Annotated in this window: 27 protein-coding genes and 1 other RNA gene; 21 read left to right on the forward strand and 7 right to left on the reverse strand. The window is 45.9% G+C overall.

Translation table 11 applies throughout. The features are described 5' to 3' along the window. Positions 1-99 precede the first annotated feature (99 nt). From V6668_RS10435 to V6668_RS10445, 3 genes are all read left to right on the forward strand, one after another. A complete protein-coding gene (locus V6668_RS10435; RefSeq protein WP_017689383.1) occupies positions 100-912 on the forward strand; it encodes a YesL family protein in 813 nt (270 codons plus the stop codon). A 51-nt stretch (positions 913-963) separates the two neighbouring features. After that, positions 964-1,155: non-coding RNA, 6S RNA (gene ssrS / locus V6668_RS10440), on the forward strand. A 182-nt stretch (positions 1,156-1,337) separates the two neighbouring features. Then, complete coding sequence (locus V6668_RS10445) at positions 1,338-1,730, forward strand: DUF1499 domain-containing protein (RefSeq protein WP_017689382.1); 393 nt, start codon at positions 1,338-1,340, stop codon at positions 1,728-1,730. 72 nt (positions 1,731-1,802) lie between these two features. Here V6668_RS10445 and tpx read toward each other — a convergent pair whose 3' ends face one another. Continuing rightward, a complete protein-coding gene (tpx, locus tag V6668_RS10450) occupies positions 1,803-2,321 on the reverse strand; it encodes a thiol peroxidase (RefSeq protein ID WP_076318421.1) in 519 nt (172 codons plus the stop codon). 148 nt (positions 2,322-2,469) lie between these two features. On the opposite strand from tpx, the gene V6668_RS10455 reads away from it, so the two are divergent. Then, positions 2,470-3,096: a rhomboid family intramembrane serine protease gene (locus tag V6668_RS10455; RefSeq protein WP_036609651.1), complete on the forward strand. Its 627-nt coding sequence runs from the start codon at positions 2,470-2,472 to the stop codon at positions 3,094-3,096. Between the two features lie 69 nt (positions 3,097-3,165). Continuing rightward, positions 3,166-4,077, forward strand: a complete 912-nt coding sequence (locus V6668_RS10460) for a LysR family transcriptional regulator (protein WP_036609648.1) — start codon at positions 3,166-3,168, stop codon at positions 4,075-4,077. A gap of 43 nt (positions 4,078-4,120) precedes the next feature. On the opposite strand, the gene V6668_RS10465 is transcribed toward V6668_RS10460, so the two are convergent. Beyond that, positions 4,121-4,801, reverse strand: coding sequence for a zinc metallopeptidase (locus V6668_RS10465; RefSeq protein WP_036609646.1), 681 nt, complete (start codon positions 4,799-4,801; stop codon positions 4,121-4,123). 28 nt (positions 4,802-4,829) lie between these two features. Then, the gene (locus V6668_RS10470) at positions 4,830-5,258 is read right to left on the reverse strand and encodes a MerR family transcriptional regulator (RefSeq protein ID WP_017689377.1); all 429 of its coding nucleotides are present in this window, start codon (positions 5,256-5,258) and stop codon (positions 4,830-4,832) included. Positions 5,259-5,610: 352 nt separating this feature from the next. Between V6668_RS10470 and V6668_RS10475 the strand changes: the two genes are divergently transcribed. The 3 genes from V6668_RS10475 to V6668_RS10485 are packed head-to-tail and all read left to right on the forward strand — an operon-like array spanning position 5,611 to position 8,872. Next, on the forward strand, positions 5,611-7,011 hold the full coding sequence (locus V6668_RS10475; protein WP_338708346.1) for an ammonium transporter: 1,401 nt from the start codon (positions 5,611-5,613) through the stop codon (positions 7,009-7,011). A 41-nt stretch (positions 7,012-7,052) separates the two neighbouring features. Further along, complete coding sequence (locus tag V6668_RS10480) at positions 7,053-8,138, forward strand: DUF294 nucleotidyltransferase-like domain-containing protein (protein WP_422395274.1); 1,086 nt, start codon at positions 7,053-7,055, stop codon at positions 8,136-8,138. Then, positions 8,135-8,872 (forward strand): exonuclease domain-containing protein, encoded by a 738-nt coding sequence (locus V6668_RS10485; RefSeq protein WP_338708348.1) that lies wholly within the window; start codon positions 8,135-8,137, stop codon positions 8,870-8,872. Before V6668_RS10480 ends, V6668_RS10485 begins: the two co-directional genes overlap by 4 nt. Here the strand turns inward: V6668_RS10485 and V6668_RS10490 are convergent. After that, positions 8,858-9,349: a M67 family metallopeptidase gene (locus V6668_RS10490; protein ID WP_338708349.1), complete on the reverse strand. Its 492-nt coding sequence runs from the start codon at positions 9,347-9,349 to the stop codon at positions 8,858-8,860. The two genes, V6668_RS10485 and V6668_RS10490, sit on opposite strands and share 15 nt — an antisense overlap. Positions 9,350-9,575: 226 nt before the next feature. Here V6668_RS10490 and V6668_RS10495 point away from each other — a divergent pair, with 226 nt between their 5' ends. Further along, positions 9,576-10,127, forward strand: coding sequence for a TlpA disulfide reductase family protein (locus tag V6668_RS10495; RefSeq protein ID WP_338708350.1), 552 nt, complete (start codon positions 9,576-9,578; stop codon positions 10,125-10,127). 119 nt (positions 10,128-10,246) lie between these two features. Here the strand turns inward: V6668_RS10495 and cimA are convergent, their stop codons facing one another. Then, positions 10,247-11,866, reverse strand: coding sequence for a citramalate synthase (gene cimA / locus V6668_RS10500; protein WP_047842385.1), 1,620 nt, complete (start codon positions 11,864-11,866; stop codon positions 10,247-10,249). A 531-nt stretch (positions 11,867-12,397) separates the two neighbouring features. On the opposite strand from cimA, the gene V6668_RS10505 reads away from it, so the two are divergent. The 3 genes from V6668_RS10505 to V6668_RS10515 all read left to right on the forward strand — a co-directional run bounded on the left by V6668_RS10505 (position 12,398) and on the right by V6668_RS10515 (position 15,718). After that, positions 12,398-13,699, forward strand: coding sequence for a DNA polymerase IV (locus V6668_RS10505; RefSeq protein WP_100529310.1), 1,302 nt, complete (start codon positions 12,398-12,400; stop codon positions 13,697-13,699). Between the two features lie 115 nt (positions 13,700-13,814). Further along, positions 13,815-14,057 carry a ferredoxin gene (locus tag V6668_RS10510; RefSeq protein WP_017689369.1) on the forward strand — a complete coding sequence of 81 codons (243 nt, stop codon included), beginning with the start codon at positions 13,815-13,817 and terminating at the stop codon, positions 14,055-14,057. A 218-nt stretch (positions 14,058-14,275) separates the two neighbouring features. Continuing rightward, positions 14,276-15,718 (forward strand): L,D-transpeptidase family protein, encoded by a 1,443-nt coding sequence (locus V6668_RS10515; protein ID WP_338708351.1) that lies wholly within the window; start codon positions 14,276-14,278, stop codon positions 15,716-15,718. 42 nt (positions 15,719-15,760) lie between these two features. Here V6668_RS10515 and V6668_RS10520 read toward each other — a convergent pair whose 3' ends face one another. Further along, positions 15,761-15,898, reverse strand: coding sequence for a hypothetical protein (locus tag V6668_RS10520; RefSeq protein WP_017689367.1), 138 nt, complete (start codon positions 15,896-15,898; stop codon positions 15,761-15,763). A gap of 255 nt (positions 15,899-16,153) precedes the next feature. Here V6668_RS10520 and V6668_RS10525 point away from each other — a divergent pair, with 255 nt between their 5' ends. From V6668_RS10525 to V6668_RS10535, 3 genes are all read left to right on the forward strand, one after another. After that, positions 16,154-17,251, forward strand: coding sequence for a quinone-dependent dihydroorotate dehydrogenase (locus tag V6668_RS10525; protein ID WP_047842388.1), 1,098 nt, complete (start codon positions 16,154-16,156; stop codon positions 17,249-17,251). A gap of 135 nt (positions 17,252-17,386) precedes the next feature. Further along, the gene (locus V6668_RS10530) at positions 17,387-18,202 is read left to right on the forward strand and encodes a GTP pyrophosphokinase (RefSeq protein WP_036609636.1); all 816 of its coding nucleotides are present in this window, start codon (positions 17,387-17,389) and stop codon (positions 18,200-18,202) included. Next, the gene (locus tag V6668_RS10535; RefSeq protein ID WP_100529312.1) at positions 18,189-18,671 is read left to right on the forward strand and encodes a DUF309 domain-containing protein; all 483 of its coding nucleotides are present in this window, start codon (positions 18,189-18,191) and stop codon (positions 18,669-18,671) included. The genes V6668_RS10530 and V6668_RS10535 overlap by 14 nt, the downstream gene beginning before the upstream one ends. 218 nt (positions 18,672-18,889) lie before the next feature. Here the strand turns inward: V6668_RS10535 and V6668_RS10540 are convergent, their stop codons facing one another. Beyond that, positions 18,890-19,438, reverse strand: a complete 549-nt coding sequence (locus V6668_RS10540) for a thioredoxin family protein (protein ID WP_100529313.1) — start codon at positions 19,436-19,438, stop codon at positions 18,890-18,892. 221 nt (positions 19,439-19,659) lie between these two features. Here V6668_RS10540 and V6668_RS10545 point away from each other — a divergent pair, with 221 nt between their 5' ends. From V6668_RS10545 to V6668_RS10570, 6 genes are all read left to right on the forward strand, one after another. Further along, entirely contained in the window at positions 19,660-21,357 is a 1,698-nt protein-coding gene (locus V6668_RS10545) for an RsmB/NOP family class I SAM-dependent RNA methyltransferase (protein WP_338708352.1), read from the forward strand. Beyond that, positions 21,354-22,100, forward strand: a complete 747-nt coding sequence (locus V6668_RS10550; protein ID WP_338708353.1) for a pseudouridine synthase — start codon at positions 21,354-21,356, stop codon at positions 22,098-22,100. The genes V6668_RS10545 and V6668_RS10550 overlap by 4 nt, the downstream gene beginning before the upstream one ends. 343 nt (positions 22,101-22,443) lie before the next feature. Continuing rightward, positions 22,444-23,247 carry a Cof-type HAD-IIB family hydrolase gene (locus V6668_RS10555; protein WP_315936455.1) on the forward strand — a complete coding sequence of 268 codons (804 nt, stop codon included), beginning with the start codon at positions 22,444-22,446 and terminating at the stop codon, positions 23,245-23,247. Positions 23,248-23,344: 97 nt separating this feature from the next. Further along, positions 23,345-24,385: a hypothetical protein gene (locus tag V6668_RS10560; protein WP_338708354.1), complete on the forward strand. Its 1,041-nt coding sequence runs from the start codon at positions 23,345-23,347 to the stop codon at positions 24,383-24,385. Positions 24,386-24,491: 106 nt separating this feature from the next. Then, positions 24,492-25,040: a GNAT family N-acetyltransferase gene (locus V6668_RS10565; protein ID WP_338708924.1), complete on the forward strand. Its 549-nt coding sequence runs from the start codon at positions 24,492-24,494 to the stop codon at positions 25,038-25,040. A 193-nt stretch (positions 25,041-25,233) separates the two neighbouring features. Further along, on the forward strand, positions 25,234-26,364 hold the full coding sequence (locus tag V6668_RS10570; RefSeq protein WP_338708355.1) for a glycosyltransferase family 4 protein: 1,131 nt from the start codon (positions 25,234-25,236) through the stop codon (positions 26,362-26,364). Positions 26,365-26,483 lie beyond the last annotated feature (119 nt).

Consider the following 26,483-nt stretch of genomic DNA (forward strand, 5'->3'; position numbering starts at 1 on the left):
CGATCTCTTTTCGGGAAGTACTGGCTTTTCCTATCTATAATAAGGTATATTAATATTAGACTTCAGGTAATTCGCAAGGCTGCAGAGGAGGAGAAATGTTTGGAATTTAAAGGAGCTATGGGTGGGATCTACCGGCTTACAGAGTGGATTACGAGACTGGCCGCAACCAATCTGTTGTGGGCTATTTGTTCGTCTCCGTTCTTGTTTTTCTTGATTATGAAACTGCTCGTGATGCAGCAGAACCTCGCAAACGAATCATTGCAAATGAACTGGGCTATAGCTATTGTGGCACCGCTTACACTGTTCCCGGCGACTTCGGCGCTGTTTACGGTTGTTCGTAAATGGAATATGGGTGATACGGATGTACCGATCTTCCGTACTTTCTTTGTAGGTTACAAGGAAAACTACAAGCAAAGTTTAATTGGGGGTATTTTTTACACACTGCTGTTCGCGATTATGTATCTGGATTATACAGTGTACATGACGCAGTTCCGCAATATGCAGCTCGTGGGAATCATCATGTTAGTACTGCTTCTCTTGTTATTTGTATCACTCTTTAACTTTTTCTCGATGGTTGTACATTATCATATGTCCATCGGACTCATTATCAAAAACGCGGTATTGCTTACGCTGATCAGACCATTCCGTGTATTTTCCACATTGCTGGGAAGTGGATTGCTGTTCTACATCGGTTTCCGTTATCCGGTCTTGTTTGTTTTCTTCATTATCAGCATCATTGCTTGGTTTGCTTTCTTTAACTTCTACGCAACCTTCAACAAGATGCAGGAGCAGATGGAGAAGATGCAACTCAAGAAGGAAGAAGAGGAAGCTGCTGCGCTGGCTGAACAATCAGCAGAGAATGGTGAAACATCTGAGCCATCAGACGACAAAAACATTACATTGCAAAAATAAAACATGATGAATCGCCATTTACTTTTTACACAGTTAGGGATATAATAATTGTACATCCTGCGATGTACGTTTCGGTTATTCGTTGTTTTGAACCAATGATGATGTCTTCGGGAGATCAACACAGAATGTTGCTGAAAAGCCCTGTCTATACGACATGGGGACTTCAAAAAGCATTTTTGCGGTCACCCACCTGCCAAGCAGGTTCATAAGACAATGTAGCCGGACGGCATAGGCGGGTTCCTAAATCTTCATGTACAGCACCCTGACTTTTCCTCTACAAAAGGAATTTCAGGGTGTTTTTAAGTTGTGATGAATGTTTTTGATTGGTTTTATGATAAATATGATGCTTGCCCTTTTGTTACTACTTGAACAATGTTACACTAAGATACATAAATGGAACGGTTACAATCAAAGGAGGAAGGGTCTTGACCTTAAAGAGAACGCTCGTCGGTATCATCCGCAGCATGGAGGGGACCAGCGATCGAGCCAAGGATCCCAAATTAAAAACACGGTATTATAACTTATCCAAAGACAGAGCCTGGGAAGAGGTCTCTTCGACACTCAAAAAGATTCCGGGTTATAAAGTGCTGCATGAAGTGCCTTCTGTTGGAGAAGTTATTCTGGAGAAGCGGACTACCTTTGGACGGACGATGGATATTACAGTTTCCATTATCTCAGTAAGTCCTGTTCGCAGTGCGGTGGATATGTATTCAGCTTCACGTGGTTCACTTGGAGACTTGGGTTCCAATTATCGCACGATTATGAACTTATTCTCTGTACTGGATAAAAAGCTAAGCAAGTATAAAGCAAATGATTGAAATAGATGATAAATAACAAAAAGCGAGTGAAGGTTAACCTTCCTCGCTTTTGTTCTGAACGTATGATAACTTCTACAGCAAAGCTTTTACAGCAGCAATCGCTTGTTCGAAGTTAGGGGAGTCTGTCATTTCAGGCAAATACTCCACATATGTAATCCGGTCTTTGGCATCCAAAACAAAAATGGAGCGCATGTCGAGTTGGAATTCTTTGATCAGAACGCCGTAGTCTTCACCGAAAGAACGTGTTTTGTAGTCTGACAATGTAACTACGCGGTCAACACCAGCTGCTCCACACCAACGAGCCTGAGCAAACGGAAGGTCAACGCTGACTGTCAAGACAACAACATTGTCTCCGAGTTCTCCAGCTTCCACGTTGAAACGACGAGTTTGCGCATCGCATACGCCAGTATCCAGAGAAGGAACAACGCTGATTAATTTGATTTTGCCTGCGAAGTCTTTCAGGGAAGCATCCTCAACCAGGTTCTTGCTCAGTGTAAAATCAGGTGCTTGATCGCCGACTTTCAGTTCGGGTCCGATCAATGTAATAGGGTTGCCTTTAAATGTGGCTGCGCCTGTACGTTCTTGTGTCATAATAATGTTCCTCCTTATAAATTGGTGATCCGTGCCAAAATCCATTATAATCTTTTATGAAAGGCATTGTCCAATTCGGACATGTACCATTACGATGGATCAGAGATGTAAGTCCGATCTGAACAGGGTGGAGTGAAAGAAGAAATTTATGATATTTATTCGCTATGAGAACTGGAAAGGTTATTTGAAGTATTTCCCTTTGACGTCGCTTTTTCTAATTGCCAATGTAGTCATGTTTATTGTGTTAACGGTGAACGGTGGATCAACGAACAATATGGTGCTGCTGAAATTCGGGGCACTTACGAATCATGAACTGTTCGCACATGAATGGTGGCGTTACATTACATCCATGTTCCTGCATGCGGGCTTCAGTCATTTATTGTTTAACAGCTTTGCGTTAATTGTATTTGCTCCACCGATGGAGCGTTTGCTCGGGTCGGTAAGGTATGGTGTATTGTACCTGGGTGGCGGTGTATTGGGTAATATTCTTGCTGTTGCGTGGTACAACTCGGTTGGGAGTATTACCATCTCGGTAGGTGCTTCAGGAGCGATCTATGCCGTCTATGGTGCATTCCTGTATGTAGCGCTGTTCCAGCGAACGATGATGGACGAGGCTTCGCGCAAAACGATGTACACATTGCTTTTGTTCGGAATCATATTCTCCTTCGCCATGTCGGGCATCAACTGGATGGCTCACCTTGGCGGATTGTTGGGTGGATTCTTTATTTACGGACTGTTGATCAGATTGTGGAAACCCCGCAGCTTAAAGCGGTAGTCAGAACGTTCTCAAGATGGAATGCAATCAAGGATAAGTAGGGTATAACAGATTGGAGCGATCAGGCGAGTGGAATTAAGACAGTTGCATTACTTTTTAAAAGTGGCACAGAAGGAACATGTAACACAGGCTGCTGAAGAGTTGCATGTGGCACAGTCGGCGGTGAGTCGTCAGATTCATCAGCTGGAAGAAGAACTGGGCGTGGACCTTTTTATGCAAAAGGGACGAAACCTGCAGTTGACTGCAGTGGGGCAGCTTTTTTGCAAACGAATTGAAGGTATATTAAAAGATTTGGACAAGGCAGTCGGGGAAGTTCATGAGTTTCTGGACCCGGAGCATGGAGAGATTCGAATTGGGTTTCCGCATAGCCTGGGGATTCATCTCATTCCTTCCGTGGTGGCTGCTTTCCGTCAGCGCTACCCTAACGTGAAATTCAGATTCAAGCAGGGGATGTTCCCTACGCTGATTCGTGATGTGTTATCCGGAGAGGTAGACTTGGCGTTCATTTCTCCTTTTCCAGAGAAGCATGATCAAGTAGATGGCGATATTGTACTCACGGAAGAATTACATGCCATCCTTCCTCCTAATCACCCGTTAGCTGGTGAAGAGACAATTGCGCTTGAACAGCTCAAGGATGATAAGTTCGTATTATTCAGCAAAGGTTATTCTCTTCGTCCTATTGTATGGCATGCCTGTCTGGAAGCTGGTTTTACACCCAAGATCGCTTTTGAAGGGGAAGAGACCGACACCATCCGCGGATTGGTCGCTGCGGGCATGGGGGTCAGTCTGCTGCCTGAGATGGCGCTATTCCAGACGAACCCTTTGCAACCGGCACATGTGGCTATCTCCCATCCAAAAGTAACGCGAACTATCGGGTTAATTCATCGTGCACATGATAAACTGCCGCTGGTTGCTCAGTCCTTTCGTTCATTCTTGCTTGATTATTTCGGTTTACAACAAAACAATACCCCATCCGATTAACGGTGGGGTATTGTTTTTTGTTTTTGTTGTATTAGGTACCCAATTAATCGCGGCTGTTGAAGATTCCGATGTAACGAATCAACTCAAGCAGTGAGATCAACGCTGCAGCAACGTAAGTCAAGGCTGCGGCATTCAGAACTTTTGCAACACCTTTTTCTTCTTCATTACGGATGTACCCTTCGGATACCATAATCTCTCTAGCGCGATTACTTGCATTGAACTCAACCGGTAAAGTGATGAGTTGGAATGCTACAGTTACGGAGAAGAAAATGATACCGATACCTACAAGGTTCATGGCATTGAAGATGAATCCTGCAATTAACAGGAATGGAGCTAATCCGGATGCAAAGTTCACAATTGGGAAGATCCGGTGACGCAGTGCCAGCATCGGATAACTTTCTTTATGCTGAATGGCGTGGCCAACTTCGTGACACGCTACCGAAACAGCTGAGATTGAGTTTTCATAATATACTGGTTCTGATAAACGTACAACCCGATTGATCGGATCATAGTGATCAGAGAGCGTGCCGCGTACAGGTTCAATTGGAACATCATGCAGGCCGTTAGCATCAAGCATCTGGCGAGCGGCATCGTAACCAGTCATTCCGTTCTGGTTCGGTACCTCCGACCAACGTCTAAACGTACCTTTAACGCGAAATTGCGCCCATAAAGAGAGCAAAAAGGCGATAATGATCAATACGAACATACCGTTATTAAAACTCATATTCATTCCTCCGCTTTCTAAGAATAAGCTACATCATGGTGTTCTCAAGCAAGATTTTTAGTGCCTCCATTGTACCGGCACTTTTGGTGAGGAGTCCTGCCATCATTTTACGTGCTTGTACAGGTTTCATCTCTCCAAGTAGCGGTTTGAGTTCGTTAACCTCTCGCTCAAGTTGTTGTACGTGAAGTTCCAATGTTGTCAATTTGCTGGCAACTTGTTCTTCTGTACTAACCAGACGCCACTTCTCAAGAGATTGCTTAATCTCGTCGAGACTATACTTCTCTTGTTTCATCTGTACAATACGTTCAAGCCTCGTTAAAGTTTCATTACTATAGAGACGATAATTTTTTTGTGTACGTTCTTCGGGAGCGATTAGTCCAAGCTTTGTGTAATAATCAATCGTCCGTTCACTAACACCAGCGGTCTTGGCAAGTTCGCCAATCCGAAAAAGTTTCATATCCCCAATGATATTCACCTCGCTTGCAAGTTCAAATGTAGGGAATTGTAGTTTCCACTTGTGAATTTCTAGACTACGCCCAATTTTTCTTACTAATAAGTATGATACATGATCTTTAACCGTACAGTCAAACGTTATGCTTTGGCAATCAGCATACTGCATTTCTATATCTATGTACTCATAGAATGTGATTATGTACTTAAGTGCAAGAAAAAGACGTATGACTTTATTCCCAGAAATAATTTTCAATTTTGATGAAAATACTCTTGTCAACTTTCCTCTCTTCTGCTTATAATGACATTAAGAGTTTCACGTTATGTGAAGAAACTTAACATAAGAGGGAGTGGGGTATATGAGAAAGAAATGGTTGGTTTCCATGTTAGTAATGCTTACTTTGTTCGCTTTTCCGGTTAGCGTATTTGCGGCTGCGGAGGGTCCGACTAACATTGAACTTCAAAGTGGTTTGAACTCAGCCTTTACGTTTCTGGCTGTTGTACTCGTGTTCTTGATGCAAGGGGGATTTGCTTTACTTGAAGCGGGTTCAACACGAATGAAGAATGCAGGACACATTGCGGGTAAGACCATCCTGACATTGGGAATTTCAGTTATTGCCTTCTGGGCTTTGGGTTTCGGTCTTGGTTTCGGTAATGGTAACAGCTTCTTTGGAACAACAGGATTTTTCCTGAGCGGTGACAAGATGGCTGCTTCCTTCGAATCACTGGCTTTCTCCGATGTTCCACTGACTGTTAAATTCGTTTTCCACCTCGCTTTTGCGGCGGTATCTCTGGCCATTGCCTGCGGTGGTATGGCTGAACGTGCAAAAATGAGCGTATATATTGTATTCGGTACACTTTATACCATTATCATGTATCCGGTTGTTGCTCACTGGGTATGGGGCGGCGGCTGGTTGGCTGAGCTGGGTATGCAAGACTTTGCAGGATCGACGGTTGTTCACTTGACTGGTGCGACTGCAGCATTGGTAGCGACCATCTTGTTGAAACCACGTATTGGTAAATACAACAAAGACGGCAAACCTAACATCATTCCAGGTCACAACCAAGTGTATTCCGTACTCGGGGTTATTATCCTCTGGATCGGTTGGTTCGGTTTCAACCCAGGTAGTACGTTAACGGCCTTGGATGATGGATTCTTTGGTTATGTTGCATTAACTACTAACGTAGCTGCTGCAGCTGGTGGTGTTGCTGCACTGTTGATTTCTTGGGCAGTTCTAGGCAAGTCCGATATTCCTAGCATGTTGAATGGTGTGCTTGCGGCACTCGTTGCAATTACAGGTGCTTGTGCCTTCGTTGAACCTTGGGCAGCTCTGGTTATCGGTGCTTTGGCTGGTGTTATCACATTCTTCACGGCACAGTACTTCGATCGTAAAGGAATTGACGATCCAATCTACGCTTTCTCCGTACACGGTGTTGCTGGTATGTGGGGAGCAATCTCCACAGGTTTGTTCGCTACACCAGAACTTGCTGAGCATGCGGGTGTAGGTCAAGCGGGTCTGTTCTATGGCGGTGGATTCCACCAATTGGGCGTACAGCTTCTCGGTCTGGTAGGTGCTTTTGCCTTCGTACTGGTAATGTCCTTCATTATTCTGGGCGGTATGAAAGCGATCATGGGCATCCGTGTTACTGAAGAAGAAGAAACAATGGGTCTGGATATCAGTGAGCACGGTACTTACGGATACCCTGAACAAATGAAAAATGTAGATTCTAAATCCAATGGTGGTACGTTCAGCTCCTGAGATGAATGATGCTGAATCATGCTTCAAGGAGGCTGGACATGATGGAACCCATCTCGTATACAAACTATTCCTGGTCTTATCAGGGAATCGATGGTGCGGTGTCTTCTCAAGAACTGCGCCAGGCACGTGTAATATTACAGAACGAGCTCCAGGAATTGTTGTCCGCTTCCTTGTCGCCGATCGAGTGGTACCAAACGGTAAATGAACTGCATGACCGGATTGCACGGAAAGCAGTAGAGTTATGCATTCAGGGGATGGTTGAGGAAGGCTTCGGCCAACCTCCCGTCCCCTATGCCTTTATCGTATTTGGCAGTTCCGGCAGGGAAGAAGCAACGTTATGGAGTGATCAGGATAATGGCATGATCATTAGCGATACTCCGCATGAAGGTAAAGAGGAATATTTTGCTCAGCTCGGACTGCGAATGACGGATATGTTAGAAGAGCTTGGTTACGCCAAGTGCGAAGGCAAAGTCATGTGCTCTGAGCCACTCTGGAGAAAAACGCTGGCGTCATGGAAACAACAATTAGCAGATTGGAGCTCGGATCTGAATTGGGAGCCCGTTCGTAATCTGATAATTGCTTCAGACATGCGTTTTGTTGCAGGTGAGCAAAGTCTGGCGGAGGAATGGATCACGAGTTTTTATGAACAGTTCAGACTGGTTCCTGAACTTTCGGATGCGGTTCTTCGCAATACGGTTAAACATAAAGCTACATTAAATGTACTTGGACGTGTGGTCACAGAACGATTTGGTGAACATGCAGGCGGATTTGATGTCAAGTATGGCTTGTACATTCCGCTGGTGAACAGTGCCCGTTATTTGGCTTTGCAACATGGGATCAAGGAGTCATCGACGTTAAAAAGAATGGAGAGACTGACTTCACTTGAAGCTGTTCCATTTACATTACTGGATGCATGCCAGCGGGCCTTCTTTGCCGCTTTGAAATTTCGCCGAAGTACACCGGTTGTCATCCAAGGGGATTTGCAACATAGCAGTGGGTTCCTGGATGAAAAACAGATGAAACAAAAGCAAATTCATTATGAGCTCAAGGATACGCTCGGGTTGGTACGACGAGTGCATCGTGCTTTGCAAAGACAGTTGCGTTTTGCAGAAAGGAGACGTCCATGAGAGAGCCGGCAAGGGGCAATACAGGATTCTGGAATTCGCTGCGTCAGGGAGGGGTTCCTTCCGCCATCGCTTCCATTATGGGAGCCCCTACGGCGCAACACATGGCGTTTATCCGCTCTATGATGAGAGAACAGCGCAGACCTGAGGTTCTGCATACACCTCTAAATGAGCTGGACGCAGTTGTATTTGATCTGGAAACGACGGGATTTTCGCCCCAGCACGGGGATGAGATTATCTCATTTGGTGCGGTCCGTATACATGGTGGTGTGGTACTGGAAGGAGAACAGTTCTATACGGTGGTCCAGTCCAAGACTGCGGTTCCGGAACATATTACTGAACTTACAGGTATTACACAGGAGATGACGTCGGACGCACCAACTTTGCTGGAAGGGCTGCATGATTTCATGTCTTTTGTAGGTGGAAATGTTCTGATTGCACACGCAAGTGCGCATGACCGAGCTTTTCTGAATGCAGCTCTGTGGCGGACTTCAAAGGTAAGGCTGACACATCGTTTAATCGATACGATGATGTTGGCCCGCTGGCTTGAACCGAGCAGGCCGGGGTACGGTTTGGATGAATTGCTGGAATCCAGAGGGATTCCGATCTATGGACGTCACCATGCACTGGAAGATTCAAAAATGACTGCACAGTTATGGTCCTGCTACTTGGAGGACATGACTCGTAAAAATGTGGAGACCTTGGGTGATCTGTATACCCAGCTAAGTCACGCATAACGGAACGGGAAGCAGATTGTATGAAGGCACAATGTGTTGTGCCGGATCCTGCGATTCCTTCGAAGATTCAATCCGATAACCGTTCAGATGCATATGAGATCGCGACCCACTTGTTAGGTCAGGTGAGCCGATGAGGTACATCTGAAGCAAACCTGCGAAGGCCGGAAGCGCTTGGATGTCCTCTAAGGATGGAACGGGCCTTGTATGTGGATGAGAATGGAAGATACCGATGAGCTTGGGCTCGGAGAATACGCACCGAATCCATTCGGCATCGTCCAGAGTAAAATGGTGCAGCGGGTCAGGTGCTACGTTACGAATGGGCTGAAACCGACTGATTCGTATACCGCCCGCTGCGGTTTCACCCAGCATAACCCCGCAGGCTTCTTGTGGCAGCGAAAGGAACATGTGCTTTGACATCTCTTGTTCTACGGAAGAAGGGATGTAGAAGGCGTTTTGCTGCCCGTGAAGTGCTGCCATTTGTATTCACCCCTCTCTCTTTGGCTCCTGCTATGGCAGGAGTCCTTTTTCATTTTATTTTCTGTGATGCGGATTGTAAAATTTTAAAGGAAAAGGGTACAATAATAAAGAGAACATTTGGGAATCATGTTCTGGTGAACTGTCATAGAGCGTGATAAACACTTAGCATGTGCAGAAATTACGGTTTCAGTTTCAATATGCTAATTATATAAAAGGGTGGCGGGTTATGAAACGAAACATATACATACTCCTTGGTGTTGTCTTGCTGGTTGGTATTGCACTGGCCCAGAATGCGGGTGACGGCATTGCAGCCGTCTTTAAGCAGGAAGAACCCATGCCTACAGAGACGGGACCACGCGCGGGTCTTCTGGCGCCTGCTTTTTCTCTGACAGCAATGGATGGGAAGACGTACAGTGTGGGCGGTGCCAAAGATAAGGCCACGTTTGTCAGTTTCTGGGCATCCTGGTGTGAGCCGTGTAAGCAGGAAGCTCCGGAGTTGAACAGAATGGCTGAGAAATACAAGGATAAGCTTGACATGTATGGGGTTAATGTAACGTCATACGATAAACTCAAGGATGCCAAAGCTTTTGTGGATGAGTACCAACTGACGTTCCCTATTCCCTTGGATGAGAAGGGGACTGTGTATGCTCAATACAATGGGGTGGCTTTTCCAACGAATGTTCTGATTGACTCTAGAGGAGTTATACAGGAGATTGTTCTGGGCATATTGCCTGAGAAAGAGTTGGAACGTAAGATTAAAAAGTTAATTGCGAATTAATTTTCATGTAAACAAAGAAGCCTTTGCATCCATGAATCATGGGTACAGAGGCTTCTTTATATTTTCCGGGAAATAAGCGTTAAGAGGTTGTTCAAAAAACGCTTTTTTGAACTTGCACTTTAGTGGTTGCTTATCCCATGAGCAGGAATAGGGAGTGTGCCCGGCTCATCCTGTAATTTTTCTTGAAGCAAAGCATAGCGGAAACTGTGAACAAGCGCTTCCCAACTTGCTTCAATCACGTTCTCGGATACACCAACAGTGTTCCATGTGTTCTCCGTATTTTTGGATTCGATCAATACACGAACTTTAGCAGCTGTGGCATCCTTCTCATCCAGAACACGCACTTTGTAGTCCGACAGATGCATGTTGGCAAGTGAAGGGAAGTATTGCACCAGCGCTTTCCGAAGGGCGTTATCGAGTGCGTTAACCGGACCATTGCCCTCAGCAGCGGTATAAGCGCTTGTTCCAGCGATATTCACTTTGACAAAAGCTTCAGAAACAACGGATTTGCCTGCCGTTTTCTCCACAAGCATTTTGAATGATTCAAACGTGAACAATTCTTTCATGTCACCGTTCGCTTCACGAATTAACAATTCAAGCGAAGCATCTGCGCCTTCGAACTGGTAACCCTGATGTTCCAGGTCTTTGATTTTCTCAATAATCTGACGTGAATTGGCACTGCTTGGATCGAACTCAAGCCCCAGTTCCTGGGCTTTGGATACAATGTTACTTTGTCCGGCAAGTTCAGAGACCAGCACACGTTGTTTGTTACCAACCAGTTCAGGCACGATGTGTTCATAGGTACGTGAATCCCGCAGGATGGCAGAGACGTGAATCCCACCTTTGTGAGCAAAAGCAGCATTGCCGACATAAGGCTGATTAATCGGCATATTCACATTGGCAATCTCGCTAACATAACGAGCCACGTTTGTAAGTTGTCTCATGGAATCATCAGTAACACATTCATAGCCAAGTTTCAGTTGCAGGTTCGGGATAATGGATGCGAGATTGGCGTTACCGCAACGCTCTCCATAACCATTCATCGTTCCTTGCACCTGACGGGCTCCGGCTTGTACAGCGCTGAGTGTGTTGGCCACAGCCAGTTCACAATCATTATGTGTATGGATCCCGAGATGTGCATGAGGCAGGCTTCTATGCAGTGTGGATACGATCTCGTGCACCTCGTTTGGCATCGTCCCGCCATTGGTATCACACATAACGAGCCAGTCCGCTCCAGCTTCGTGGGCCTTGGTCAAGACCGCTTGAGCATACTCCGGGTTATGTTTGAATCCGTCAAAGAAGTGTTCTGCATCAAAGATCACTTCCATTCCATTCTGTTTCAGATAGGCGATGGAATCATAGATCATGGACAAGTTTTCTTCCAATGTAGTCTGCAAAGCGGTGTGCACATGGAAGTCCCATGATTTACCGACCAGGGTTGCAGCCTGAGCACCAGATTCGATCATACGCTTCAGGTTGGCGTCTTCACTAGCAACACTGCCTTTTCGGCGGGTACTGCCAAAAGCAACAACCTTTGCGTTCAGGTTTAATTCCTTGACTCTTTTGAAAAACTCAATGTCCTTGGTATTGCTGCCGGGAATTCCGCCTTCAATATAATGGACACCCAGGTCATCAAGCTTCTTGGCAATTTTGAGTTTGTCGTCTGCCGATAAGCTGACACCCTCCCCTTGTGTGCCGTCACGTAAAGTCGTATCGAAGATGGAAATGGCCTTTGACATGAAGATCCTCCTTTGAGATAAAGCGCTCTTTTAAAAGTTTGGATTGTAAGTTGGGAAAAGCTGTTAAGTACGTTAGTGGACGAATCCTTCGATTCGGCAACGCTACACTGTGTTAAACTCAATGCGCTGATTTGTCCTAAAGTCGTCAATTTGTATAATTAATTATTATAGCACCATTATAGCCAAATGCTACATAGAAATCGCAGTTTCATGTAACAATTAACGTATTTTAGAGAAAAAAGAAGGATGTTAATCATAATCCGGATGTATGTTATAATCTATTATTGAGTTTTAATTGTAATATATGGAAGAAAAGGAGGGGTGATTTTGACTTTTTTATGGGAAAATACGATTATTGCTCTGATCACTTTGATATTTTTTGTGAGTGTAGGCTGGTTAATTATTCGGTCTCTGATCAGATCTCGCAGAAAATAAATGCTCGTGACTGAATTAACATAACGGGTTTGATATACTATAGAAGAAAGAAATTCGTTTCATTAATTAGTGTGCAAGAAAGGGCGGGGGTTCATGATGTCTTCAGACGGCAATCCTCCAGCAAATGTGGATCAATATTACCCTGCAGCCGGACGGGTAATTCTGCATGTCGATATGAATGCTTTCTACTGCTCTGTACATGAAGCCGAGGAACCAGATTTATATAGAGGAAAAGCAACGGCCGTTGCGGGCAGCAGTGAACTGCGAAAGGGTGTAATTGTAACCTGCTCATATGCCGCTCGTAATCGAGGCATCTCAACAGGTATGGTTGTGCACCAAGCCATGAAAAAGTGCCCTGATCTCATTGTGATTCGTCCTGATTTCCATTTATATCGTCAATATTCAAGAGCCTTCATGCAGATTGCGTATAGTTATACGCCTCAACTTGAGGCGACATCCATTGATGAATGTTATCTTGATATTACAGGTTCAAGGCAATTCGGGAATCCAATGGAGATTGCGGAGAGCATTCAGCGGAGAATCAAGGATGAATTGGGGCTGCCATGTTCCATTGGCATTGCACCCAACAAATTATTGGCGAAGATGGCTTCGGATCTGAAAAAGCCGAACGGTATTTCCATTTTACGCATGAGGGACGTACCCCGGATTCTTTGGCACAGACCATGCAACGAGATGTTTGGCATTGGCAAAAAAACGGCTGAAAAGTTGAAAAAACTGGGCATTGAAACGATTGGTCAATTGGCCAAGTCGGATGAGAACATGTTGACCGAACTATTTGGAGTTAATGGAGCATGGCTCAAAAATTCTGCGAATGGCATTAACCATTCCGCAGTTCACGCGGAACGGGAGGCCAATAAATCCATTGGGCATACAACCACTTTACCGGCGGATGTATCGGATATGAATGAGATTCATCGGGTATTCCTCAATATAAGTGACCAGGTAGCCAGAAGGTTGCGCAAGCACGAAATGTTCAGCCAGGGTATTCAGATTACGATCCGCACACCGGATATGAAGACAATCACCCGATCACGTCTAATGGAAGTTCCTACGGAGGATGCAACGGTCATATATCGTGAGGCCTGTAAACTATTTGAGAAGCATTGGGGTAGTGGCAAACCTGTACGCATGCTGGGTGTGACTCTTCAAAACCTGATTCCAAGAGAAGAATCCGCTGTACAGATGGACTTGTTCGAATATGAGCAGAAGCCCAAGAAGGACAATCTGATTCGGATTATGGATCAGTTACGTGATAAATTTGGTGAGAATGCTGTTGTGACCGCAGGCATGCTTGGAGACGATCCTTCCGTGCTGCTTCGTAATCATAAAGTGCGCGGTACTTCCCTGCAAAAAGATAACTTGCAAAGTCTTGATTAAATAAGGGATAATAGAGACTTGTGGTTGCAAAATGTTTGTAATTATCCTTACTTTGTATTAATATGTTTCTAGATAAAAACACTGTACGTTTTGAATTTTAGGAGGAGAGAATGTAATGAGTAAATATACTTGGGTTGAAAAAGACACATGCATCGCATGTGGCGCTTGTGGAGCAACAGCTCCAGACATCTACGATTATGATGATGAAGGTTTGGCTGAAGTTATCTTTGACGGCGATGCTAACCATGGTGTCAAAGCTATTCCAGACGACTTGTTTGACGATATGCAGGATGCATGCGATGGCTGCCCTACAGATTCAATCAAAGTAGCGGACGAGCCTTTCAATAAAGAAGGCTAATTATTTCTCACATGAACATAGAGCACTTTCTTTTGTCTTAACGACAAGGGAAGGTGCTTTTTTTGCATTCATTTAACTGTGATTATCTGACTATGGATCAAGGAGGAACATTGTCGAACCCCCTTTTTTTCGCCGGGTACTCAAGTCCTATGGATTCAACGCTTGGTTATGCCGATATATAATGATATACGGAAAAAGGCGAAATAGTGGAGGATCGGATGCAAAATACTCATTTAAGAACATATGTCAAGAAACATCCCGACAATAAAATGGCCTGGTACTTGCTCGGAAAGGAGTATTTGGGCGAAGGACAGGAGGCCAAAGCCAATTATTGTTTTCAGCAAGCGGGCGAGGTTTATGAGGCATTTGAACGCAGTAAAGCTCCTGCGGACATCTGGGTAGACTATCAGGATAAACTGGTGGAAATGTCTGAGCAAAAAGAGAAAAAACAACGTAGACGCAAAATGTGGCTTACATTGTTAATGCTGCTTGTGCTGGCAGGTCTGCCACCTGCGGACGCTCCGGGTTTCAGTCGGGAAGCGGCCGACGCACTGTCAGCGGCACTGGAATCCACAGATGACATCGAAGCGCCTGTAGAAGCGGATAAACAGGTTGGAACTGCATCCATTGCGCCAAGCAATGTGTTCACTGCTGCGGCATTTGGTGGAGGTAATCATGGCGAGGCTGCGCTCGCAGCTGCCTGGTCCGGGTCTGGCCCAAAAGTAGAGACCTCTGCTGTACTGGGCATGCAAACCTCAGATGACTGGTCTTTATGGAAACGAAATATGCCTGTGAAATACATAGTACAAACCAATACAAGCGGGAAATTAACTGCACAGAGTTATGATGCCAAGCAATGTAACTGTGAACCTCCTGAAATTACACCGAAAATCAAAAAGATGGCCTTGGCGTGGACCGCCAAGCAGGAAGCAGCTGCATCATTATCAAGTGCAATCGTTGCCTATCGCAAAAAAAATGATGCTTGGCCCAAGAGTGTAACGCAAATGGCTCAGCCATTTCCGAACAATATTCTGGGAGAGACTGCGTCAGGGATGACCGAGATGTTTCCGAAGCTGTTAGCTCTGCATCAAGGAAAGGCAAAGGAAGGAAAGAACGATTCGAGTGGTAAAGAGAATGGTTCAACATCTTCGAATTTGTCTCAAGGCAACAATGCCGCTTTTGCAGATACGCTGGGAGGGTTGCCTTTTTTGCAGGAACCGCTGGAGATTGTCATTGATAAGGATAAACATAAACTTGCATTAATCAGTGGGGATACCATTGTTCGTATGTATGATGTGGGACTTGGCGGTGATCGAACACCGGAGGGGTCATTTGTCATTACAGATAAAGTGGTCAATCCGAATGGACGCTCGAACGGGGAGTTTGGAAGCAGAGGTATGCAACTCTCGAATACGAATTATGCCATCCACGGGACCAACGAGCCAGACAGTATCGGACTGGATGAGTCCCTTGGATGTGTGAGAATGCGCACAGGAGATGTAGAAGAGTTATTCGCTCTTGCTCCGCAAGGCACTCCGGTACGCATTGGAGAAGATGTACTGCCAGATCTGACGCTTGTTCCAGAAGCAAAGCAGCGTTATCAGCATACGCTTGTTCCAAAGCAGAATAATCCGAACAAAACGTATCACTGGCTGAATTGATCTGTTTGATATGTAGAATCAGATGGATTCAGCCTGAATCATCTACATGTTGGCAATAATGATAAGAGCACCAATGATGATGATCAAGCCGCCTACACTGGCTGCTGTCCATGCAATGGCTTTGCGATTCACTTCTTCTTTCTTTTGCTGTAATGCAGGTGGTTTACGTTTGGGAGCCATGAGTTATTCCTCCTTATTTGGAATAGAACTGGTGTAGAGTAACCATGCTCTCATTGTAAAGAATTCAACTCGTCATTTCCAGTGGGCGGGTGGATTTCTTGTGAGCATTTTGTATTATTCGATTTGTGCTGTCTATGCGCAAACTACTTTCCTTTTTAATAAGAAACAGATAAACTTGTGAGTAGAGTGTTTTTTTACATATGAAAAGACGGACAACGGCTTTTTGGCGTACCGGACCAGAACGGAGTGAGTGATTTGTTATACAGAAGTCTTGCTAAACCTTTGTTGTTCAAAATGGACCCTGAACAGGCCCATCATCTGATTATTGGCGGCCTTAGTGGCATGGGTAGCATCCGTCCGGTTCCTTCCGGACTGCGTGTGATGTACGGCGTTCGTGAAACGTCTGATCTGGCTGTTGACATGTTTGGGTGTCATTTCCCTACACCTGTTGGTCTGGCTGCGGGTCTGGACAAAAACGGGCAGGCCGTAACGGGCTTTTCTTCCATCGGATTTGGATTCATGGAAGTGGGAACCGTGACACCACTTGCACAACCAGGTAACGATCAACCACGGCTGTTCCGGTTGCCTCCAGATGAGGCGTTGGTGAACCGAATGGGCTTCAACAATCTTGGTGCGGAAGCCATGGCAGGTGAATTGGCACGTCTACAGGATCGGCGTATTCCAGTGGCTGTTAACATCGGCAAGAATAAGGCAACGTCTAATGAGGAAGCTCACCTGGACTATTCGAAGTGCATTCAGGCACTATACGATTATGCTGATCTGTTCGTGGTTAATATCAGTTCACCAAATACACCGGATTTGCGTAATCTGCAACATGGGAATGAATTGAAGGAACTGCTCGCTGCGGTTATGAACGAGATGAACGTGCAACATGCACGAGCGGGCGGAGCGACCAAATCCGTTCTGGTGAAGATTGCACCGGATGTGAATGATCAGGAACTTGAATATATGGTTCGCACAATTGCAGACAGCGGTGTTGCTGGCATTATTGCAACGAACACAACCATCAGTCGTACAGGACTTTCCCACCAACATGCGAAGGAAACAGGCGGTCTGAGCGGTAAACCTCTACGTGACCGTTCGACGGAGATTATTCGCCAGATCTATCGCCAGACTGAGGGGAAACTTCCGATTATCGGTTCAGGTGGCATTTTCACAAGTGAGGATGCATACGAGAAAATTAAAGCCGGAGCAAGCTTGGTCGAAATATATACAGCATTGATCTATGAAGGACCTGAGGTGAATCGGCGCATTCATGCCGGACTGCGTGAGTTGCTGCGCAAGGACGGTTATCGTCATATCTCCGAAGCGGTTGGTGCGGAGCATCGTTAAGAAGGAATGTTAATCCCCGGAATGAAAATATAGAAGCATGGGAAGAGCGTAAAATGGTTCGGGACTCTTCCCCCCACCAAACATCATGTATAATGGAATAGAACAGGGGACGCTATAGAGACAGGAGGCATAAGCATGGACGGTAGAGACTGGGGTACATTTTTACTTCCTTATGAACAAGCGGTAGAGGAATTGAAAGTCAAGTTTAAGACAATGCGAGCGGAACTGAAGAAACGGGAAGAGTATGCCCCGATTGAATTCGTTACCGGTCGTGTCAAAAAAATATCCAGTATTCTGGAGAAATCCAGACGGCTGAATGTGTCGCTTGATGACGTGGAAACAGGCATTGAGGATATTGCAGGTATCCGCATTATGTGCCAGTTCGTGGATGATATCCGCCGGGTTGCCGAGTATATTCGAGGACGTAAGGATCTCACGGTACTCATTGAGAAAGATTACATTACGAATTTCAAAGAGAGTGGCTATCGCAGCTTCCATATGATTATTGAGTATCCTGTTCAGACGGCTCTGGGACAAAAGAAAGTTTTGGCCGAGATACAGATCCGGACGCTTGCCATGAACTTCTGGGCTACCATTGAACATTCGCTGAGTTACAAGTTTCGCGAAGGGTTACCTGATGAGATGAGAACCAGACTGAAAAAAACGGCTGAGGCCGCGTTTATACTGGACAACGAGATGTCTGCAATTCGTCTACAGATTTTGGAGGCGCAGAAGGCATTCGAGGATGATTCCAATATCGTGTCAAGAACATTGAATATCATTCATCAATTATACTTCTACCACCTTGTCAGTGAAGCAATTGAAGCACAGAAGCGATTTAACGATTACTGGGAACGGCATGATATGGAAGGGCTCAAAGACTTGCTAGATGACGTGAAGAAACTTCTGAACAACGCCAGAAAGGGCGAAAACCCGGATGAGCATCTATGAGCCACTGTACGTTGACTATTTAATCTACTTCAATCGGGATCAGGATTATTTCGAGTGTCATGAGGTGTTGGAAGAATTGTGGCTTGAACGTAACCGGGATTCTCTCTATAAAGGGTTGTTGCAAATTGCAGTTGGTTTATACCACTTCAGGAATGGCAATCTCCGCGGAGGAACGATGATGTTACAGAGCTCACTTGATCTTCTGGAACCTTATCCTGCTACGATTCTGGGCATTGACCTAGGGGCTTTGGTACGGGATGTACAGGAAATCGTGAAGCAACTATCTGAGCCTGACGCTCAGTCTGTGACTTATAGGGATTTGTCCATACGAATTGTTGATGAGGTCTTAGAACAAGAGATGTCTAGAAGATCGCTCGAGCTAAAACCTAATATTCCGCAGCGCCGGAGTCCTACCAGAGGGCGAATATACGAAGAGAAGATGAAGGCGATGGATCAGAGTAAAAGTTGAACCGTAATTAGCGTTAACATTCAAATGAGCATCCCATGGATATGAAGTTCCATGTATATGAAACACCCCGACGATTCCTGTAAAGGGAACGATCGGGGTGTTTTTGAATGTTGCCTCATATTCAGATGATTGCAGGTGGCACAGCCTGTCCTTCAACAGAACAGTGTCTGGTGATACAAGTGCCTGATTGTAGATACTTGTGGAAACGGATCTATCAGTTAGCTTGCCGAAGGAGTAGCGCTGCCTTTATATTTTTGGAAAAATTGTTTGTAATCTTCCAGTGTGTAGCCCTGGTCACTGCCATTCTCTTGCAGTCCGCCAACCATACGGTCTTTCTCGACACCAGCCTCATAATAGACGAGTGTAGGTGTGAACTCGATATTGTAATCAGTCCATCCTGCTTCGAATTCACGCAGATTGAACTGTGGCAGCTCAATACCTTCACTGTCAACCAGTGGCATCAACTGAGGTGTTGTTGCACGGCAGTGCGAGCAATCGGAAGCAAAGAAATAAACAAAAAAGCTGTCTTTGTTATCGATTTTAGCTTTGAGATCAGTGGGTACAATAATTTGTTGATAGTTGGGATCACTAAGTAGCTCCCGTGTAGCTGGATTAAGCTTGGAAGCAGCGATGCCATAAGCATTTTCCACTGAATCCATCTGTTTCTTGGATTGCTGGTCTACGACAACCAGTGCTGCAATCATAATGATTAAAATACCCAGGAAAATAAGGATCGCAGCACTTTTCTTTTTCTTCTTGGATTTCATTGGACATCCCCCATCGATCATATCGAAATATAGTTTGGGCAAAAATAAAGGTTGGGATAATATGCATAAACACCCGAATTTTTGCTCAGGAATCAATCTACTTGCCATTATACTACATTACACGCTGTAGTGGAATAGATACGATATGATAGGAAAGCAAAGCTTAGATATGATAAAATAAAACGATATTGCAATCTTACCAAGACAGGATGAGTGGGAATATGGGTGTAAAGTTACCTTTGATATTTGCTGAGCGAATGAAAAGTTTGCTGGGTGATGAGTTTGAACAATTCATGAAATCTTATGAACAGTCTCCTCATGCGGGACTGAGAGTGAATACGCTAAAAATATCGATGGAACAATTCGATGAGATTGCTCCGTTTGATCTAAGACCTATTCCGTGGTGTGAGACAGGATTCTATGTACCTCATGGTGTTAAACCGGGGCTGCACCCTTATTATCATGCAGGCCTGTATTATATACAGGAACCAAGTGCAATGGCTCCAGTTGAATTATTGCAGGTGGAGCCTGGAGATCGCGTGCTTGATCTGTGTGCTGCTCCGGGAGGAAAAACAACACAGATTGCTGCAAAGCTGCAAGGCAAGGGTGTACTTGTCACGAACGATATCCATGCTGAACGCACCAAAGCGCTGGCCAAAAACGTGGAACTGTACGGGGTGCGTAACGCGGTTGTTTTGAATGAGTCGCCAGAGCGGATAGCAAATGCATTTCCTCATTATTTTGACAAAGTATTAATTGATGCGCCTTGCTCAGGTGAAGGCATGTTCCGCAAGGATGAAGACATGGTGAAATCGTGGGAACATCATTCGGTGGAAAAATGTGTGCTCATGCAGCGGGATATCTTGGAGACTGCGGCACAGTTGCTGGCACCGGGAGGAACCATCGTATATTCGACATGTACCTTTGCGCCGGAGGAAAATGAAGCGATGATTGCGGAGTTCCTGAATGTAAACCGGGATTTCGTAGTAATGGACATTCCTGAAGAAAAAGGATTCGCTCCAGGACGCCCGGAATGGGTACGTAAGATGATGCCAGAGAAGGCAGAAGAGACGGAAGCTGTACTGGATCAAACGCGTGGCACCGCAAGATTGTGGCCTCACCTTTTGGAAGGAGAGGGACATTATCTCGCTGTATTGCAGCATCGTGTAGGGCAAGAAGTAGAAACAGATCAACCTGGAGTAGTTAAAGAAGGAGCAATGGAGTATGGACAGGTCGTGGATGTGTCCAGGATTGAAGTAGAGGGGAACAAGGATCACTCTATTGCTGCTTCTTCAATTGCTATAACCAAGGCTGATCGTAAAAAGGAACGTTTATTGCGAATCGAATCCCGAGAGTCCCGTGACAGACAGGCTGGCGGCGGCAAGAATTCGGGTAAACAGGGCAAAAAAGGTAAAGATCACGGTGGACGTAAACCGGAACGGGGTCAGGGACGCGGAGCTGATTCGGCAAGTATTGATCCGGTTGCGATCTACAGTCAGTTTATGAAAGAACAATTGGAGATTGAGTTAACTGGAGAGACGGTATGTTATGGAGATCGTGTGTATCAATCATCGGTTGGTGCAGCTCGATTGGAGGGACTGAAAGTCATCCGTCCAGGCTGGTTTATGGGCACGATCAAGAATGGGCGATTTGTTCCGTCCCACCCGCTTGCCTGTGCTCTTGATGCATCTGAAGCACGGCGAAGCGTAAATCTGTCATCCGCTGATGGCGAAGCCGTGAGATACCTCAAGGGTGAAACGTTAAATATGGAAGAAGAACGAGTGGTGCTCAAGGCGGATACGTTTGCCAAAGGGTATGTTCTTGTATGTGTAGATGGTTATGCCGCTGGCTGGGGAAAATGGCTGGATGGTGTACTTAAGAATGAATATCCGGCAGGGTGGAGGTGGACATCGGTATGAGTGGAAAAGGCAAACAAACGTTGCGTCTGGACAAAATATTAAGCCATATGGGTGTGGGAACACGAAGTGAACTCAAAAAGATGGTGAAACAAGGCAGAATCCACGTGGACGGCAAAGCGGTGAAAGACAGCGGGGTACAGGTGAACCCCGAGGTCAACGTCATTGAAGCCGATGGAGAGCGGATTGTGTATCGGGAGATGATCTATCTGATGCTGCATAAACCTCCGGGTGTCGTGTCTGCTACCGAGGACAACAGAGATAAGACGGTACTGGATCTGCTGCGCAAAGAGGATCGGGTGTTCAATCCTTTTCCTGTGGGACGACTGGATAAGGATACGGAGGGACTGCTCATTCTTACGAATGACGGTCCACTTGCCCATGATCTGTTATCTCCACGCAAGCATGTGCCCAAAACCTATGAAGCCCGTGTGCTGGGAAACGTGGATGAAGCGGATGTGCAACGTTTCAAGGCGGGCATTCAATTGGATGACGGATACGAGACGCTGCCGGCCGAACTGACTATACTTGGTCAGGAAGAGACGGAAGAAGGTACGATCTCGTCGATCTCGCTTATTATTCACGAAGGGAAGTTTCACCAAGTGAAACGTATGTTTCAGGCGGTAGGCAAGCGTGTGGTCTATCTGAAACGCGTAGCCATGGGTGAGCTGGAACTAGCTTCCGATCTTACTATTGGAAGCTATCGTGAACTAACCGCAGATGAGTTGAGCCTTCTGCGGAAGTAAAAGCTCCCGTCCTTTGCGAAGCGGAGCAGGGAGTCGTGGAGGGAAGCGGAGCCCCGATACTAACGCCGCAGGCGAGAAAGCTCCCGTCCTTCGCTAAGCAGAGCAGGGAGCCGGGCAGAAAGCGAAGCCCTGCCCGTAATGGTCCCGGTTAAGCTTGGGCGGGAGCGCCGCTAACCAGCGGTGTGCCCGGCAACAAGCGTTCCTACGACAACCGTGACATAGCAAGACCCGACCTAACACCGTTGAGCAAGACGGGAGTCCAGAGGGCAGAGCCCTCTGGGGCCCTCCCTCGGAAGGGAGGGTTTGGGTGGGTGCGACTACTAACAGATGAGGATGAAGCCAGATGACTTATAAATTAATTGCACTTGATGTAGATGGAACATTGCTGAATGATCATCATGAACTTACCGAATGGACTCAGGAGACCTTGATCCAAGCTTCCCGTCAGGGAGCAGAGATTGTCCTGTGTTCAGGTAGAGGTCCTGCCAACACGATTCCTTTTATGGAGCAGATGGGACTGGATGGATATGTGATTACGCATAATGGCGCCGTTACCGCGCAAGTCGATACCCGTGAGGTGGTTCATCATTTTGCATTAGATGGACAAGGACTAGAGCCGATCATATCCTACTGTCGAGCCAATGGAGTACATTTTGACATCAATACAGCATTTGGTCTGTATGTGGATCAACCGGAAGGTTTGGGGTTGCAGGTGCGTGAGATGTATTACAATTTTATGGCCGAGCCACTGAAGTTACCCAAGTGGGTTGACATGACAGAACCGCTGGCGAAGTTCACTGCATTTGGTCCGATTGAACAGATGGATGCAGTACTTCAGGAATGGTCTACTTGGAATCTGCCTTATTATATGACACGGAGTGGTGACTTTTTTATTGATCTGATGCATCCCGAAGCGTCCAAAGGCGCTGCACTGAAAAGGCTTGCTGAATCGAAGGGAATCCTGCCTTCGGAGATTATGGCGATTGGTAACTACTTCAATGATATTACGATGCTGACCTTTGCGGGCAAAGGCATTGCCATGGATAACTCCCCGGACGAGGTGAAAGCTGCTGCGGACGAGGTTACACTCTCCAATAACGAGCAAGGTGTGGCACACGCAATCCAAAAATATGTGTTATCCGTCTAACCCTACATCTTATACTTAAAATGCACACTTTCCTCATAATCTACCGTCCTCAGGGGCATCCTAAGAGAATAACGTTAGGAATGGAGGAGGACACGTGATGAATTATGATGTGGAATTGGTTGCAGACCTGCGGACATCAGGTGGAGAAGTACAGGACGTGATGGTCAATGGTCAATATGCAGGCTCACTGTTCCTTGTGTATAGAGAAGGAGATCGTTTATCAGGTAGTCTTCAGATCGAGCAGGAGTCTCTGCCAGATGATACAGAGCAACGTATCGTGGAAAAAGTGCATGCCTATGTTCGATCTCTTGCAGATGCGTTGGAAGCTGCGTATTATGAAGTGCTGGTTAGTTGTGGCTCATTACATACGGTTCTGCATATGCCTGAGTCAGAGACAGTGTGGCCGTCTGAAGAGATGAATCATGACGAAGGCAGCTATGACGATATAGGTAGCAGTGGAAGTAAGGTAATCCCTGTTTCACAAGTCGAATCGTTTACATATGAAGATCGGGATCAGGTTCTGGAGATGGAGATGGTAAGCGCAGGACGCAGCATATCGACGTATATTTTCAATGATGTCGAAGGGCAGGAACTAGCAGAAGCTTCCTTAAAACAATATGGCGCTGATGTACAAGGTGAAATACACTGGTATGACGAGCCGGAAGAGAATCAATTGGAAGCTGCGGCAGAGTTACTGGTCAGAGAGCTGGATGAAGATATCATCGATACGATTACAATCCGCATGTGGCATCAGGGCAACGAACTCGAGACGCTAGAGTGGGTACATCGCGATTTCTCCGAGGAATTTGAGGATACCGATGAATCGGATCTGGATGAGTTGGAAGCTGCTGAAGAAACATGTTATGTCATGCTGAAGCGTAAGGATCGGGAGTTCCGGGTATATGAGCTGTTTCTTCAGGAGCGAGGTGGATTGCCTGTGGGAACAGCAACTATAGACACTTCTCATTCCGATCTGACGGGATACATTGATTACGAGGTTCCTGGTACCAGCATTCAGCGAAAGAGCCTGGTCGAAGTGTTGATGCAGGAGTTGGACAAGGAAATGGAGTTTGACACCTTGCACCTGACGATGTTGTATCGAAATCAGATTATTGATGAAGCCAGAATAGATGGGTAAAGGGCAACCGCCTTTTACCTTTTTTTGTTCTCGTTTTGACGAAAAATCCATTTCCCGGTATAGTACCATTAGTTTAAAAGAGATCAGGAAGCGGAGGAGAACAATGATGCACTCATTCAGGATCAGTAGCGAATATAATAACGATGGTTTTCAAGCGGTTCAGGCGAAGCCGGAAGATACGGAGGATGTGATGTCGCTGCTGGTGGAGACAGCCGAATGGTTACAGAGCCAAGGTTCTTCCCAATGGAACGCTTTGCTTAAAGGTGAAGATTCACATGATACGGCAGGGGCGATTCGTCGTGGGGATGTGTTTGTATTCAAAAAAGGGGCGGACGTAGCGGGGATGGTCATCCTTTTGGTTCAGCCAAGTCCTTGGGATATTCATCTTTGGGGTTCAAAAGCTCATGCAGAGGATGGCGCAATTTATCTGCATCGGCTAGCGATTCGAAGAAAATATGCTCAGTGCGGTTTAGGACGGTCGATTTTGCAATGGTCCAGCAGCGGGATACATTTTGAAGGCAAACATACGGTTCGGTTAGATTGCGGAGTGAGCAATGCTACGTTGAACGCCTTTTACGCGCGGAACGGGTATACTTTTTTAGGAGAGACCGATGGTTACAGTACATATGAGAAGCCCGTGGAGCTACTGAGCTGAGAATTCTGACTATCCTATGAATATGTTGACGACAACCGCAAGCGATGGGTTGCTGAATTAGAGCTTTTGCTTCTGAGGGGAACGTTTCATGAATATGTTGTATATACGAGTTATCGTAATATAGATGTTCCGGCTTCCCTATGTCATAATGGATAGTAGAGCAGTACGTAAGTTAGAAAGGGGGAAACTAACGGTGAAATTGCTGCAGGCGCTTTTCTTTCCTCCGGAGCAGCCCGGAGGTGTATCCTCTATGATTCCGTATATGCAAGAGAGATTTACAACCCCGAGGTGGGAAATGGATCTGTTCTCGTTGCCAAAGCGAATTCGCAACAAGGGCAGAGAGGAAGTTCAGTTCGAAACGTTTGACTGGACGGAATATCAGGATAGTCCTGTTGTCCAAAAATATATTCAAACTTATCGTGATTATCTTTGGTGGACCAAACTGCGTATTCAGAAGCCCTATGATCTGATTCATGCCCACCATCCAATTGCAGGACTTGCGATGAAAACGGTTTTCCCGGATACACCCCTTATTCAGACGATTCACTCCAGTTATGAACGAGAATTAATCCTTAATGGACGCATTGAAACGGATGGACCGGAGCATCGATTCCTGCTTGCGATATATGGTGAGCTGGAACACCAGGCAGAGCGCCTCTTGACGGTGTCGGATTCGTTCCGTCGTTATCTCGCTCCCTACTTAAAGGAACCTGATGTCATCGGTGTGATTCCCAATGGATTTGATGAGAAGCGTTTTAAGCCGATCCCTCATGATAATGCGATACCACAACTGGTCACGGTATGTCGGCTTGTTCCGGCAAAAGGGTTGGATATTCTTTTCAAAGCTTGTGCGGAACTGAAGGACCGAGGTCATGATTATGTGTTACATATTATTGGAGATGGACCGATTCGTCCTGATCTAGAAGAATTGGCGCAACGATTGGGGATCTATAATGAGACCATCTTCTATGGTTACACACTGCACCCTGAGGAATTCATGCCATTCTTTGATATTTTTGTACTTCCTTCACGGGCAGAAGCATTTGGTTCCGTCTTTGCTGAAGCGGCGCTGAGTTGTCTAGCCCTTGTGGGTACGGATGTAGGTGGTATACCGGAACAGATCGAGAACGGTAGTAATGGGTTGCTTGTACCGGCAGAAGATCCTTCTGCATTGGCTGAAGCGCTTGAAAAGGTGATGCTGGACCCGGCTTATCGTTATGAACTTGCCCGTTCAGCGTGTGAAAAAGCCAAGACACATTACTCGCTCGGCAGATCGGTCAATGAGTTGAAAAAGATGTATCTACAGTTTCCTAGCCAAGCCTAAAATGTAGAGCAAGAAGTGCGAGCCGCTGTGCCAAACAGCGGCTTTTTGTCATGTTTAAAGAAAGAGTACCCGCGGTGACTTGTGGTTTTGAAGTAAACGGATGCTCGTATTCGTGAAGT

It is taken from the genome of Paenibacillus amylolyticus (assembly GCF_036894225.1).
Classification (GTDB): Bacteria; Bacillota; Bacilli; order Paenibacillales; family Paenibacillaceae; genus Paenibacillus; species Paenibacillus amylolyticus.

Excerpts from the sequence above, each read along its gene's own strand:
- tpx (WP_076318421.1), bottom strand. The coding sequence starts at position 2,321 with ATGACACAAGAACGTACAGGCGCAGCCACATTTAAAGGCAACCCTATT.
- V6668_RS10455 (WP_036609651.1), top strand. The coding sequence starts at position 2,470 with ATGATATTTATTCGCTATGAGAACTGGAAAGGTTATTTGAAGTATTTC.
- V6668_RS10465 (WP_036609646.1), bottom strand. The coding sequence starts at position 4,801 with ATGAGTTTTAATAACGGTATGTTCGTATTGATCATTATCGCCTTTTTG.
- V6668_RS10470 (WP_017689377.1), bottom strand. The coding sequence starts at position 5,258 with ATGAAACTTTTTCGGATTGGCGAACTTGCCAAGACCGCTGGTGTTAGT.
- V6668_RS10475 (WP_338708346.1), top strand. The coding sequence starts at position 5,611 with ATGAGAAAGAAATGGTTGGTTTCCATGTTAGTAATGCTTACTTTGTTC.
- V6668_RS10480 (WP_422395274.1), top strand. The coding sequence starts at position 7,053 with ATGGAACCCATCTCGTATACAAACTATTCCTGGTCTTATCAGGGAATC.
- V6668_RS10485 (WP_338708348.1), top strand. The coding sequence starts at position 8,135 with ATGAGAGAGCCGGCAAGGGGCAATACAGGATTCTGGAATTCGCTGCGT.
- V6668_RS10490 (WP_338708349.1), bottom strand. The coding sequence starts at position 9,349 with ATGGCAGCACTTCACGGGCAGCAAAACGCCTTCTACATCCCTTCTTCC.
- V6668_RS10495 (WP_338708350.1), top strand. The coding sequence starts at position 9,576 with ATGAAACGAAACATATACATACTCCTTGGTGTTGTCTTGCTGGTTGGT.
- cimA (WP_047842385.1), bottom strand. The coding sequence starts at position 11,866 with ATGTCAAAGGCCATTTCCATCTTCGATACGACTTTACGTGACGGCACA.
- V6668_RS10505 (WP_100529310.1), top strand. The coding sequence starts at position 12,398 with ATGTCTTCAGACGGCAATCCTCCAGCAAATGTGGATCAATATTACCCT.
- V6668_RS10510 (WP_017689369.1), top strand. The coding sequence starts at position 13,815 with ATGAGTAAATATACTTGGGTTGAAAAAGACACATGCATCGCATGTGGC.
- V6668_RS10515 (WP_338708351.1), top strand. The coding sequence starts at position 14,276 with ATGCAAAATACTCATTTAAGAACATATGTCAAGAAACATCCCGACAAT.
- V6668_RS10520 (WP_017689367.1), bottom strand. The coding sequence starts at position 15,898 with ATGGCTCCCAAACGTAAACCACCTGCATTACAGCAAAAGAAAGAAGAA.
- V6668_RS10530 (WP_036609636.1), top strand. The coding sequence starts at position 17,387 with ATGGACGGTAGAGACTGGGGTACATTTTTACTTCCTTATGAACAAGCG.
- V6668_RS10535 (WP_100529312.1), top strand. The coding sequence starts at position 18,189 with ATGAGCATCTATGAGCCACTGTACGTTGACTATTTAATCTACTTCAAT.
- V6668_RS10540 (WP_100529313.1), bottom strand. The coding sequence starts at position 19,438 with ATGAAATCCAAGAAGAAAAAGAAAAGTGCTGCGATCCTTATTTTCCTG.
- V6668_RS10545 (WP_338708352.1), top strand. The coding sequence starts at position 19,660 with ATGGGTGTAAAGTTACCTTTGATATTTGCTGAGCGAATGAAAAGTTTG.
- V6668_RS10550 (WP_338708353.1), top strand. The coding sequence starts at position 21,354 with ATGAGTGGAAAAGGCAAACAAACGTTGCGTCTGGACAAAATATTAAGC.
- V6668_RS10555 (WP_315936455.1), top strand. The coding sequence starts at position 22,444 with ATGACTTATAAATTAATTGCACTTGATGTAGATGGAACATTGCTGAAT.
- V6668_RS10560 (WP_338708354.1), top strand. The coding sequence starts at position 23,345 with ATGAATTATGATGTGGAATTGGTTGCAGACCTGCGGACATCAGGTGGA.
- V6668_RS10565 (WP_338708924.1), top strand. The coding sequence starts at position 24,492 with ATGCACTCATTCAGGATCAGTAGCGAATATAATAACGATGGTTTTCAA.